Origin of the sequence: Brevibacillus laterosporus, assembly GCA_007833815.1 — a bacterium.
Classification (GTDB): Bacteria; Bacillota; Bacilli; order Brevibacillales; family Brevibacillaceae; genus Brevibacillus_B; species Brevibacillus_B laterosporus_D.
This window is the reverse complement of the sequence record CP033464.1, coordinates 783558-797470: the sequence shown is the minus strand read 5'-3', so window position 1 is coordinate 797470 and position 13913 is coordinate 783558. Positions and strand designations below refer to the sequence as shown.

Genomic DNA, 13913 nt, shown 5'->3' with positions numbered 1-13913 from the left:
TGCTAAACCTCTCCTTTTTTTACCTAGTAGATGAAAGCGACAATGACCGGTCAAAAAGTCGTCTTATCTAATTTGCTAAAAGGAGAGATTATTTATGGCATTGAAATCAATTCCAACGGAATCAGTTAAAGTTGACGGTGTGCGCGATACTTATGTTGACTTGAATCCAAATACAAATGCAAATGATAAAGTGCAAGCTTTTTCGTTGATGCTTTCAGACGAGTAGCTCAAGACGCTAGCAATGATTGTTATGGTTTACCAGTTGAAGTGATTCTTGCTATGTGGGGAGGAGAGTCAGAATGGGCTTCTAAAAAGTTGCAACGAGATAACCAAAATTGGTCAAATATGAAGTATGTAAGTAGTTCTAATCCTCCTGGAAATTATGGAAAAGGAGATAAAGGCTGGGCTTATTATATTGGTCGTAGTACTCATGCAGAATCCTTTGGGAAGTTCTTTCAAAATAATGCACGCTATTCTAAGTTGATCGATTATCTGAAAAATACAGACCAACCTAATTCAAAAAAATGTATTCGATTCATTTCAGATGCTGGATATGGGGGTGGCGATCAATACTATGATGACGTAATAGACTATCTTGATACACTACGTAGACGAAGTGATATATAAAAAAAGAAGGAAGCACACTTTGGTGCTTCCTTTTTAAAGTCCCTTGTGTAGGGATAAATATAAATCAATTTCTTTTTTTAGCCAGTTACCATAGTTCTTCACTATATAAACCTCCCATTCATCCAGTTTATTTGGGTTTTGTACACCAACAAAAACATCGTTTGGATACTGTTGATCAATATAAAGTACAATATCTTTTCTAGGAAATGTATTTACCCCCTCTTCTGGAATAAAGGGAGTCTGTATAAGTCTAATATACGTATAGTCGTTCTTACTAGTTCCTTCTTCTTGTCTTTCTTGAAGGAATCCCAATTCTTGTTCGTTTTTCACTACTATATTCTCATCACTTTTTCGATATGTTAGGCGAAATAAATCCATAGCATTTACTAAAATCCCCATATTTTGCGAGGGTTTTGTGAACTCAAAAATGTCATGTCCTCTTTGTATAACAAGTTTTTCAATGGTAGATTTATCTGTTTGTTTTTCCTCAGACTGTGCCCCTCCCTGATGTATCTCACCTTGAGTAGGAACTGTACATCCACTTAATATTCCAATCAATACAAACGAGAGAAAAATTTTTTTCATTTACGTAACACCTTCCCAATCAAAATTCGATTCATCCCATTTCTTTGACGAGCGTTCATGCATTCAATTTAAATCTTTTTGAAGAGGCGATAGAACTTTGTATGCACGTTGTAGAGGAATATACTGAGGAGGATAACTTCAAGGCTGGCGCCTTAATGGCAATTATAAATTCATATTACAATCTAGGTGATTATACATGTTCTTGGGAATATCTACATGTATTTAGTAAGTTGCCACAGTGCAATGGATGAGTTTGAGTAAGTGGAAGTAAAAATAAAAGATATAAAACTTGTAACTCCATATAAACGCCCTCTATTTTCAGGCGCGTGGGGAACCTTTCCTACCTCAACGATTCGTGTTATTAGCTTGCCTGTCAAGATTTCTCGACAGGCACAAGCCACAGAAATACGGATTTTTTTAATCGTAATGGATACATGCGGTTTCCTCTGAATTTTACGGAGAGACTTTATAGTCCAGCCATACGTATCCACTCATCCTGTTTTCCCCGTTCATCTGGAATTTACCTTTAAGAGAAAAGTGATATTTGGTGCGTAGTAATATATAAAGGGGGTGAATATTTTGGAATACTCGCAGCATGCGCTTGTAGAAGGAATAAAAAACAAAGACACACTTGCTTATGAGTATATGATAAGCAAGTATACAAAAACAATTTATTTCCTAGCCCATACAATTTTATTCCCGGCATGTAGTAAGGAAGATATTGAGGAATGTGTGTCTGATGTTTTTCTAGATGCCTGGCTTAAAATTGATGAGTTTGACCAGGAAAGAGGAAATTTTAGGACATGGCTCTTGATTAAGACAAAATATAAAGCACTTACGTATAAACGTAGAAAAACAGTGACAAATGTTGTTGATATTGAAGAGTTTGAAATCAAAGATAACTATAGCTTGGAAAAAGAGTTTTTTTTAAGGCAAGATCAGGAGAAGGTCATAGAAATAATTAATTCTTTTAATGAAGTGGACAAAAAAATATTTTTCAGAAGGTACTTTTTTGATGAAAAGATAAGCGATCTGGCAAAAGCTTTTAATTTATCAAGGTCTGCTGTAGATAATCGACTTTTAAGGGGCAGAAGAATGATAAAGGAGGGATTGAATTGTGAACGAAAGGAAAATATTTGAATTGTTAAACAATATAGATGATGATTTGGTTGAAAAAGAAATTGATAAATTATTAGAAGGAGTGGAAATAGATATGGATGCTATAAACAAAAAAGCCCACCAAAAACTTACCAACAATAATAAAAAAGGGAAACGTAGAAAAAGATATTCATATGTTGCTGCTGCTGCTTGCGTATGTTTACTAGGTGTAACTACTGCATATGCCAGTGATATTTCTGAAACAATAAAGTCATTCTTTAACAAAACTCCAATATATTCAACCATTGTTGATGGAGATGCGTATTACTTAAAAGAAAGATACGCTTTAAATAATGAGATTGCAATAGAAAACATAATGGTTTCAAAAGGAAACCTAGAGATGGAAATAACTACAGACCTAAGTTTATCTGAGCTTGGTGAGATAAACATTATCCCGCAAAATGATGCTAGTACCGTGTATTATCCAGGCGGTTACTCTGAGGAAGGTAAAAAATACCATTTTAGCTTTACGAATAAAACAGAAAACAATTATAACATTAAACCCTTTAAAGATTTTAAACTTGTAATTGGGAGAGACTCCTATAATGTCTCCTTAGAAAAGGCTAAAAGCCTAGATTTAAACAGCAAGATTTATACGTCTAATGCTGGGGAAAGCAATATAAAAGGTGTAAATATTGGTGCTAAAGTTATTGATGAAAATGGAAAATCAAACATTCAATTTATTACATCATTTGAAGATAAGAACTTGAAATTAGCAGGCTTAGGCAAACCAATTGAAGCAAAAGTAGTATCTACAGTTGAAAACCAGGGTAAAGACGGTATGATTTTATTTTCCACAAGTAATCAAGCTGAGGAGCTCTATGTGTTTGATGAAATGGATACGAAATATAAACTTGAAATTCCAGAGAATTCAAAAGGTCATCCAGTAACAACATTTGAAACAAGCGCCCCACAAGACAAAAATCTAAGACTAAAATTGCCTGCCCTCGTTGCCTCATTTGACAAAACTATCGCCTCTATTCCACTTAGTATTCCTAAGGAAGGAGAAGCGACGTTAAACAAAGAAATTGATTTTACGATTCAAAAAGCGGTTGTTAAAAAAGTTAAAAGAGTATCACCAACCTCTGCTCAGATAGAATTTGAATTAAATACAGATGGAAATAAAAATATTGATATAAGGTCATTTGACCTTAATAGTCCTGATATAAAAAAGATGTCAGCTGAATTTAATGGTAATAAAGCTATCATGACTTTAGAGTTCGATAAAAAACTTAATACTACTAATATTCAAATATCATACCCGCAATTTGTAATGAATGGAAATTGGGCAATTGATATAAAATAGAGACAAATTGAACCTCTCGTGGCTTTAGCCATGAGAGGTTCAAACAGCTTTTCAAGGGATTTCTTGATAGTCTCAGGTAGGGCAGCCTGCTCTTGTTTAGTAGAGGATGTTGTTGTAGTTGTTTCCGCAGCCCAAACGGGTGTAACAGATAGCATGCTGACGGCAAGTAAAGTAGCGAGCGTTGTGTGAAGCTTCTTTCCGTTTTTTGATTGATCGTACAAGCAAGAAGATTTGAACTCCTTTGCTTAGGGTAAATTATTTAGCACGAATCATTAACAGACACATATCATCATGCTGGTGCTCCTTTGCTTCAGGAGGCAATATATTCTCGATCAGCTGTACTGGTGTTTGGGGCTGTTTAAGAAGCTCTGTTTTCATTACCTCTGTACCATCCTCGACGGTATTCTCTAGCACTTCTAGTAGACCGTCCGTGTACAAGACCATTTGCATGTTTTTCTTGTAGGGGATAACGGTTTTTTGTACCTCAATTTCTGAAAAGAAACCAACTGCGGAACTACCTTTATCCAAATAATCCACCGATATATCGTCTACGAGCATGATTCCTTTCGGATGCCCAGCATTGACGTATTCTACGGTCTTTTTATCGGTATCGATCACTAGATAGATAGCCGTGAAATAATATTGTAGGAATCTTTCCGTGCTATTTAATTGATACATGTATCTGTTTAATTCCCGGATGACCTGCTCTGGGTCCGTAATTTTCGTAATGGTATCACGTAGAACGGATGAAATATACATACATACCAAAGAAGCTGCAATTCCATGTCCCATCATATCTAATAGAATCACTCCATAGCGATTCTCATCAATTGGTATCCAGGAATACATATCTCCAGCTAGCTCAAATGTGGGCAGATAAGCTGCACTAATCTGAATCTGTTCATCATTAATCGGATGGCTTAACACGCTTCGTTGCACCTGTTTTGCGAGATGAAGCTCATTCTGAATGACATTGTCACGTTCTCGATGCCAGTCGCTTTCGTGCTTTAAGCGTAGAGCTACGCGAATACGAGCCAATAATTCAATTTTATTAATGGGCTTCATCACATAATCATTAGCTCCTACGTTAAGTGCTTCTGCCATTTTAAAGGAGTCACCCATAGCAGTAACAAAGATAATGGGGATATGCTTTACTTGGTCATTTTGTTGAATACGGCGACAAGCTTCAATTCCATCTATCTCTGGCATCATCAAATCAAGCAAAATGAGATCTACACTGCGATGGATTTTATGCGGTCCATCGATTTGCAGATAGTCAAAAAGTTCATTGGCTGAATGGAGGAGTTTAATGTCTGTATATCCCTCACTGTTTAAAATCTTTTCAATGATGGTTAGATTAATCGGATTGTCATCTACGACGAGAATGCTCATCACATATTCTCCTTCTGTAAGACAGTATAAGTACTCAGTTAATCGTATCATAGTTACATTATGAATAAAGCGGATGTGAGTCACTGATCTATTTACCCCCAAGCCAAATCTTTGAAACAGGAGCAGCATAAAATTTTGTCTCTCTTCTTTTGGTACAATAGAGGAAAACATGGTGGCAAACGAAAGTGGCCACGCAAAAAAGTGGTGATAATGAATGCTAGGTAAAGCAGAGGAACTTCTCCAAAAATATTACGGATATTCTTCCTTTCGACAAGGGCAACAACAGATTATTGAAAGCATTTTGACCGGGCATGATACGCTAGGCATTATGCCTACTGGCGGGGGGAAATCCATTTGTTATCAGATCCCTGCTCTATTGTTTGAGGGTATTACGCTTGTGATCTCTCCCTTAATCTCTTTAATGAAGGATCAGGTAGATGCATTGGTTAGCATGGGTGTGCCTGCTACGCAGATTAATAGTTCTCTTTCTTATCAAGAGGTACAGGAAAGAATGCGTGATGCTAGACAAGGAAAATACAAATTAGTTTATATTGCTCCTGAGCGGCTTGAGTCTGAGCAATTTCGCGATATGATCCAGGAGATGCCCATTTCATTGTTGGCAGTTGATGAAGCGCATTGTGTCTCACAATGGGGTCATGATTTTCGTCCCAGCTATCTAGCAGTTGCCAGCCTTGTAAAGTCATTGCATTCCCGTCCTATTGTGGTGGCATTAACCGCAACGGCTACACCGGAAGTAAAAGAAGATATTAGTCGACTTCTTTCTCTTGAAGAAGGTCAGGTTTTCGTTACTGGATTTGGCCGGGACAATCTTATGCTGGCTGTACGTAGAGGGGAAGATAGGCGTTCATTTGTCTCTGACTATGTGAAAGCCAATCATGGACAAGCGGGGATTATATATGCTTCTACACGTAAAGAAGTGGAAAATCTCTATGAGTTTTTGCGACAAAAGGGGCATCGTGTGGGCAAATACCACGCAGGTCTCCCGGAAGATGAGCGAGTAAGAAATCAAGATGCTTTCTTATTTGACGATGTGAGTGTCATGATTGCGACCAATGCGTTTGGAATGGGTATTGATAAGTCCAATGTTAGATACGTCATTCATTACAATATGCCGAAAAACCTGGAGGCCTATTATCAAGAAGCTGGGCGTGCTGGGCGTGATGGAGAACGTAGTGAATGCATCCTACTGTTTCAGGCGCAAGACATCCAGACTCAGAAATTTTTTATTGAACAAAATGAGCAAACCGATGAAAGAAAAGAGCAGGATTACAAAAAATTATATGCAATGAGTGACTATTGCCGAACCTCGCGTTGTTTGCAGCAATACATTTTGGAGTATTTTGGTGATCCCAATGCCAAAGAGTGTGGTACCTGTGGAAATTGTACTGATGACGCAGAATTAATAGATATTACGGTAGATGCACAGAAGATTTTTTCGTGTGTGAAGCGGATGAAAGAACGTTTTGGGACTGTCATGGTCGCTCAAGTTCTTAGAGGCTCTTCCAATAAGAAGGTTCTACAATTTGGTTTTTCCACGCTACCTACGTACGGAATTATGAAGGACTATACGGAAAAAGAGATTGTGGAGATGATTCAGTGGTTGATTGCAGAAGGATATATGAGTTTGACTGAAAGCCAATATCCGGTTGTTATGCTTGCAGACAGAGTGGTTGGAGTATTAAAAGGAGAAGAGCAGGTATGGCACAAACAGCGGGCTAAGCCGATTAAGCGACAAGAGGATGACCAATTGTTTGATGTCTTACGTCAACTGCGCAAATCAATTGCCGAACGGGAAGGATTGCCGCCATACGTTATTTTTCATGATAGTACCTTAAGGGAAATGAGCGAAATTATCCCTACTGATAAACGTACAATGCTTACGATAAAAGGTGTGGGTGAATCAAAGTGGGATAAATACGGTGAAGAATTTATAACATGTATAACCGAGTATAGTCAGCAAATATAGCAAGAATAGAAATTGCTTTATTTGCTGGAAAATAACCTTTATCTTTCTTATTATATAGACTCAGCTAAAGGTTGATGGGAATGCCGTGGTTTCTTTTAAAAAAGTATCTTCACAAAAAAAGGCATACAAATTTTCATCTATAAATGAAAATTTGTATGCTTTTTTAAAAAGATTTAGAGATATACTTTGTTTGTAGACGAGGGGGGATATATTATAAAAAAACGATAGACGAATCATGTTGTATTGTGTATCAATCAAATAATCTTGGATCCTATAGGTATATTTCTTTAAAACCCTACATTCATTATTCGAGGAAGTGAAAAAAATGTCTACTGTTTTTCCCTATTATTTTGACGATGGGCAAACCACATTCCATGGTACATTTTCAATAAGCAAACTAAAACAAGCCTACCATGATAACTATGATTACTTTCAGCTTCATTTTTTAGAAGGTACATTTTTCATCAAGGATGTGTATCAAACTAAGATATATGAAGAGAACTTCAAGGGAAAAAAAGCTGTTATAGCTTTAAAGAAAGAATATTTACAAGAAGAACCTTCCACTTATGAAAAACAAATTTGTTTCACTAGTCCAAATCGAGCAAAGAGAAATCAGTATGAGGTAATGGTAGTAAATGCTGATATGGAAGAGAAGCTTCCTACTAAAAAAATGTTACATTGGTTGTTACATGATCCAATAAAAAATCTTTTTATTGGAAATGAAAAGTATTTGGTAACAATTACATGATGGAAGAGGAGGATATATATGAAGAAAAGAAATGTAGATAGCCTTAGAATGTATGATTGGACTAAAACGATTGAGGATGTAAAAAATCGAGATAGTAAAATGTTGAGAAATGTACCAAGTTCGTTCTATCAAGAAATGAAAGATTCTTCTATGAGTGCAAAAGTACAAGGAAATTGGGGCAATTGGGAGCTAACGGATGAAGGATCGGGACAATATCCCATTTTTAAATGTTATATAGAAAATGGAACCTTCGAAGTAGATACAAACAACGGAAAAACTACGCATCATTTACAAAATTCCTGGATTAAAATTTGTCTAAAGATTGAAGATAGTCAAACAGAAATGTATGTCATTTCGGAAAAAGAAGATACTTTATACAGCATCAATCATTCTTTCCATTTTGATAGCGGGCATGGAATGGTATCTATTCTACTAGAAAAGTTGCTTGTAACTTGGTTTAAAGAACATAGACATCTATTACATCAGCAAATTAATACCTATAACATTCAATATAGTACTTCAAATGACTTATCATTGATTGGATGGGATACCAGTTATGTGACTTCGTTCTCGAATGTAAATAAAAATATTCAACAAAAAAAATTATACCCCCAAAAATTCAATTATGAATTCACGGATACTTCATTAGGATTCCCGTTTCAATTCAGCATGGACGGAACATTTGATTCATGGGAAATCACAACAGGGGCAGATGGCCAAAATGTAAATTTCATTTGTAAAATTGGTGAAAACAGTTCCATTTTGAATCACTCTGCGAATGCAACCTATGAATTTGCTTCTGATGCCTATGTGAAAATTCAGTTAAAATTACAATACTTGAATGCAAAAGAAACAACTATTGAAGATTCTACTGGTGTAGGAGATGGGCATCAAGTTGATTTAAAAGTGAAAACAGATCAGGATGGAAACCAAGATCCACCAGTAATCCTAGTAAATTACCGCTATTCAGATGCGATAACTGGTACATTAGAAAGCTTCGTAACTGCCATGTTTAAAGAATGGTTTACAAAAAACATCGATCAATTCGAAAATATCTTTGCCCATTTTATTTTAGAAGAAACTGCCAAAGATGAAAATTTTCAATGGCTAAAGCCAACTGATAAGTATTATGGTGTAGCAGAGGGAAAGGATGAAAATGGGCAACCAAGTTTAGATAAAAGTGTATTCTCCGTTATGTCAATGGTAGAAAATCGTAAGAATAATTACCCAAGCCATACAGTAGATGCCCGTTTATTACACGCAGTTAAGAATGCAAAGGATACAAATGACTCAGCCTTTGGCATCGATATGCCATTATTCGTAGATAAATGGCTGGGACGAGGTCTCAATATTATGCAGGTTGGTACACCAGACCAATTCGAGAAAACGGACAACGGTTTGTTTATTCAAAACAAAGAGAGAATTCAGTTCGGCACGGTATACGATCATAACGAAAATGAGGTACCTTCTTATGTTGATCCTAAAAAATTTAGACTAGGCATTACAAATAATCAAATGGTCTTAGATATAGAGGACCTTACATGGGAGCAAGCTAGGGGAATAATTGGACATGCCAACTATACACAACACTATAGTCTTAGTCTTAAGAGTGGTGTTGACGAGTTAGGTAAAGAATACAAAAATGTATTAGTTCCAAATGAAGAGGGTGAGGCTACACTTACACTCACTTATACAGTTGAAGATTGGTACGCAAGAGAACAATTAATTATAGAAATTGCTACAGGACTAGCCTTGTCAATCGCAGCAGGAGCATTTTTTTCAGCTACCAGCGCCGTATTTAGACAAGCAAGTGCCTATATCAGTCAACAATTCTCCAGAATCGGGACCACTATGATGAGGGCAGTCATTTCTCTAAAAGAGCTATTAAAAAGAGCAGGAACCAGTGCTTCCCAAGCAGCCAGAAATGAAATGATAGAATTAACCACTTTCAATATTAGCCGGGCATCTTCCGTTGCTGGGCTTAGCTCATCACAAGTGATGTACCAAGTGCTACAACAGCCTCGTTCACTCTGGTCAAGAATCTGGGAAATATCATCAAAATCAGCCCTAGTATTTACTCAAATGGCGGTAATTGGAGCTGCAGGAATGCTACCAACTGCGATAGCTAAATACCTTGAATATTTAGCAAAAGAACATTATTCCGAACTTCCAACCATCGATGCGTTTCTTGCTAATTGCGTAGGAGCTGTAAAATGGCCGGATAATAGCGAACTTCAAGTGGAAACGGCCCAGCTCCAAGGGATTTATTTAATGGGTGGGAAATTAATTAAGTAATAGGAATCATTGGATAGGAGTGATTTGAAGTTTACACTTGACTAGACTTCTACGGGATGAAAAAGGTTGAATATTAGTAACAGAACATACTGAATTTTCATACAATCGATGCGAGCATGTCATATTACATTTATTCTTCTAAAAAAATGAAGCATTAGAATAGATGTTGGCATTGCTCGCTTATCTATTACATTACTAGGTTAACACACGAAACCCCATACACATTATTACAATCCGACCTAGATAAATACAGAAGGGATATGATGATGCATGACAATTACTCATTCGACTAGTACTTTGAATTGGGATACGGTATTTGCCATTCCTATTGCGGAAGTGAATCGTATGATAAGGGAACAAAAAAGCAGTCCGAAAAATTTTGAATTAACTGATTCAAATGGAAATGATTTCAAAGGGGAATTTAAGGACTGGCAAATTATCACGGGTGGGGATGGAAATAGTATTCGAATGAACATACCTGTTCGAGATTTCCAAACCATCTTACAGGATTTTTTCATAGGAAAATTTGGATTTCAATCTGCAGATTTACATGTTCAAGTCAAGCTTACCTATCTTCCGCACGAAACAGTCACAAAAAATGAAGGAAATGAACAATTATATGGTTTGAAAATGAAAACAAAGAGTTCGGGTCCAATTGATCCTGTCGTGATAGGTATCTCATTAAAAAATGTGACAGGTATATTCTATCCAGGGTCATTGAATCATAATGTATTCATTGATCTTGAGGAGATTCTAAAAGAAATATTCATGAGTCAAATTATTACATGGTTAACGTTACATCTCGAACAATTTACCCATACTTTTAATGTAGTCAACTTAAATCTGTATATTAGTGGTGATGAAGCATGGGCATGGTGTAGGCCTTCCTACGTTGATTATGCCTATACAGATATTGAGGGAGACGTAGAAAAAAGTTTATTAGGAGTCTTATGTATGACAGGAGGCAGAACAGGAGGAATTCATCAACAACAAAAATTAGATGCCTATGTCATTCCCAAATCCTCAAATGCGGGATTTTTAATTGCAGAAGAACGATTTTTACGAGACGTATTATTGCCAACGTTACCAATGAAGTTTACAAAGTCAAAAATCGATGACTATGAAGTGATTAATGCAAGTGGTCAAGCAGGACAGTATCAACATATTCTCCAACTGAAAGACGGAAGAAAAATAGAATTAGAGAGGGTACAAGCGAATGGATCAATGTATACTCCTTACCTGGAAGAATTGAAGCTAAGTTTGATCGGGGATGAAATGAAACTGGAAACATATACAGAGACTCATATATTTGACGGTATAAAAGCATATTGTCGTACCACTCATCATTATCGGATTGTATTAGCTACTAACAAAAAGGGGGAGCAAACCATCACGTATGAACAAGTAAAAGAACCGACACTGTTACAAGGAACGATAAATGGAGGTTCTGCGTTACCATGGATAATGCTTGTTGCGGGAATCATTGCGTCTGTCCTTTTAGCTGTGTTTACAGGAGGAGCAACATTGCTTATAGCTGGAATTGTTGTATCACTAATATTTGGAACCATTGCTTTGTTACCTACAATTTTTGAAACGTTAAATGTTGAAACGTCTCCAAGCATAGACCTTTTGTTAGAAAATACAACTTCTCAAATTATTTGGAATGCTAGTGAAACCTTTGAATTAGATTATGCTGGCTTAGCAGGACCACTTCAACTAGGTGGAAAGTTTGTGATATAGAAAGTCCACGATAGTTTATAAGTAAATAAGTAGAGAGGATGGTTATTTTGGATACGCATGGTTGGGATGTTGTGTATGTAGGTACTAGGGATTTAATGAATAAGCAATTAAGAAAATATATGAATGATAATAAAATCACGTTTACGTATGTAGACGAAAATACATCTGTTACATTGACCTTTGATAATTGGGAGATTGTTCCTGGAGGAGCAAGTAAATTATTGAGAGTGAAGACCCTCGTAAAAGAGGGGGAGCTAATCTTTATGGGGAACTCTACAAAGTTAGACGGTATATGTCCTTTATTAGAACTTCAGCTGGGATTTTTTCAGCAATCTAATATGCAGAAGTTAGCTTTTAACTTTCTAGTAAAAGGAGAAAGAGAAGGAGACCAACGAGCAGGCGCTGTTACTGTAATCAATCCAGATATAAATCAAGTATTTTCTCAGGGAAGTATGGTTTATACATTTTTAAACTTAACGTTAGCAGATATGTTTATAAATAACAAAGACAGAGTATCCCATATATTCGCAGAATTAAATGGATCATCTAATATTTCATGGATGCAACCTGAAAAGTATAAATATTCGTATTACTCCCCAACTAATAATCAAGAGAAAGGTTTTTTAGTGATATTTTCTGTGGTAACAAATCGAGACATATCTAATCTAAATGAATTGATTGATGGCGCGATACTAGATAATAATCATGAGACATTCTTGGTTCTATCTGAAAAATTGTTTTTAGAACATATGATTATGCCTGAGCTGCCCAATTCATTTGGTCATGGAGCAACCATCAATCACTTTAGATTTGAAAGTACATCACCTACAACTGGAGTCATTAAGAATACTAGGAATTTAAATGCTGCCCCAGTTCGAGTGGGAGCAATCGATTACTATCCAATATTTACAAATTTTAATATGAAGGTTGAAGGTAACAAGCTTCACATGAAGGCATCAGGAAAATGTGATGTTACTGGTCTAGCAGATACGTATGTATTATTTGATGTCGAAGCAAAATATAGTCTTTATTATGACCAAAATAATAAGAGGATTCAACTTAGTCTAGACAGTACTCCAAAGGTAAATACTGAAAAAGTTATTCCATGGTGGGTATGGATTCTTGGTGCTGTAACGATTGGGATTATAGCTGCCATTGTATCTGCACTTGAAAGTTCCCTTGCTACCGCTCTCAGAATTAACTTAAATACTAATATTGGTAAATTAAACGCTGATGTAGTGAGATGGAGTGGTATGGATCAGGAAGAGATTACAGATTGTGTGCTTGATGTAGCTTTTTGTATAAAAGGGAACGGTGAGAGTGTTATCTCTGGTAATTTTCAAATTGTAACTGCTTTAAATAATAGTAGTGTTTTAGATTTAAATGGACCTAATAATGTTACATTATGGAGTAACAATCAGGGAAATCATCAAAAATGGAAATTTGTATATGATAAACAAAAAAATGCATATCAAATATATAGTGTAAGCAATCCTAATCTAATTCTTGCCTGGAATGATATTCCAGGTTCTAGAAATGTATTTGCTACACCTAATCAACAAAAAGAAGAACATTATTGGATACTACAACATTTAGAAGATGATTACTATATAATAAAAAATAAAAAGAGTCCTAATTTAGTATTAGATGTAGATAATGCTAATACTAATAATGGTACAAATATTAAAGTAAATGAACAACATGATTTGGGTAGTCCATATAGTAAGGCTCAAAAATTTAATTTAAAAAGGGTGTAAAAATATCATAATGTGTTAAATACACACGAAAATGTCTATCTGATTTTCATAATTGTGTGATTTGACGAAAAAGGGCAAGAAAAAGCACTCAAATAGGAGTGTTTTTTCTTTGTGGAATTCTACTTAGTGTACGAAATTCGCGTTTGGGTGGTGCTACCCCATCGCCATCAAGCTAAGAATTTCTTAGTAAGCGTAAAAAATAGTCTCTATCCTTTCTCAAGGTGGGGACTATTTTACGATTATTTTTCATCAATAGAGGAAAAATCGTATGCTTTTTCCGGAAGATTCAGAGATATACTTTGTTTGTAGATGAGGGGG

Annotated in this window: 11 protein-coding genes; 8 read left to right on the top strand and 3 right to left on the bottom strand. The window is 36.0% G+C overall.

All coding sequences use genetic code 11. From position 1 onward, the window contains the following. The first annotated feature begins 279 nt into the window (after positions 1 to 279). A complete protein-coding gene (locus tag EEL30_04965) occupies positions 280 to 627 on the top strand; it encodes a hypothetical protein (GenBank protein QDX91776.1) in 348 nt (115 codons plus the stop codon). A 33-nt stretch (positions 628 to 660) separates the two neighbouring features. On the opposite strand, the gene EEL30_04960 is transcribed toward EEL30_04965, so the two are convergent. Next, positions 661 to 1212 carry a hypothetical protein gene (locus EEL30_04960; protein ID QDX91775.1) on the bottom strand — a complete coding sequence of 184 codons (552 nt, stop codon included), beginning with the start codon at positions 1210 to 1212 and terminating at the stop codon, positions 661 to 663. Between the two features lie 579 nt (positions 1213 to 1791). Here EEL30_04960 and EEL30_04955 point away from each other — a divergent pair. Both EEL30_04955 and EEL30_04950 read left to right on the top strand, forming a co-directional pair. Continuing rightward, positions 1792 to 2352, top strand: a complete 561-nt coding sequence (locus EEL30_04955; GenBank protein ID QDX91774.1) for a sigma-70 family RNA polymerase sigma factor — start codon at positions 1792 to 1794, stop codon at positions 2350 to 2352. Continuing rightward, entirely contained in the window at positions 2330 to 3676 is a 1347-nt protein-coding gene (locus tag EEL30_04950) for a hypothetical protein (GenBank protein ID QDX91773.1), read from the top strand. Before EEL30_04955 ends, EEL30_04950 begins: the two co-directional genes overlap by 23 nt. Here EEL30_04950 and EEL30_04945 read toward each other — a convergent pair. After that, positions 3619 to 3897: a hypothetical protein gene (locus EEL30_04945; GenBank protein QDX91772.1), complete on the bottom strand. Its 279-nt coding sequence runs from the start codon at positions 3895 to 3897 to the stop codon at positions 3619 to 3621. The genes EEL30_04950 and EEL30_04945 overlap by 58 nt on opposite strands. Before the next feature lie 34 nt (positions 3898 to 3931). Further along, entirely contained in the window at positions 3932 to 5068 is a 1137-nt protein-coding gene (locus EEL30_04940) for a fused response regulator/phosphatase (GenBank protein ID QDX91771.1), read from the bottom strand. A 214-nt stretch (positions 5069 to 5282) separates the two neighbouring features. Between EEL30_04940 and recQ the strand changes: the two genes are divergently transcribed. The 5 genes from recQ to EEL30_04915 all read left to right on the top strand — a co-directional run bounded on the left by recQ (position 5283) and on the right by EEL30_04915 (position 13595). Further along, positions 5283 to 7055: a DNA helicase RecQ gene (gene recQ / locus EEL30_04935; GenBank protein ID QDX91770.1), complete on the top strand. Its 1773-nt coding sequence runs from the start codon at positions 5283 to 5285 to the stop codon at positions 7053 to 7055. Between the two features lie 325 nt (positions 7056 to 7380). Continuing rightward, the gene (locus EEL30_04930; GenBank protein ID QDX91769.1) at positions 7381 to 7803 is read left to right on the top strand and encodes a hypothetical protein; all 423 of its coding nucleotides are present in this window, start codon (positions 7381 to 7383) and stop codon (positions 7801 to 7803) included. 18 nt (positions 7804 to 7821) lie between these two features. Then, complete coding sequence (locus tag EEL30_04925) at positions 7822 to 10098, top strand: hypothetical protein (protein QDX91768.1); 2277 nt, start codon at positions 7822 to 7824, stop codon at positions 10096 to 10098. A gap of 270 nt (positions 10099 to 10368) precedes the next feature. Then, positions 10369 to 11838: a toxin gene (locus tag EEL30_04920; protein ID QDX91767.1), complete on the top strand. Its 1470-nt coding sequence runs from the start codon at positions 10369 to 10371 to the stop codon at positions 11836 to 11838. Positions 11839 to 11876: 38 nt separating this feature from the next. Beyond that, entirely contained in the window at positions 11877 to 13595 is a 1719-nt protein-coding gene (locus tag EEL30_04915) for a hypothetical protein (GenBank protein QDX91766.1), read from the top strand. The last annotated feature ends 318 nt before the right edge of the window (positions 13596 to 13913 follow it).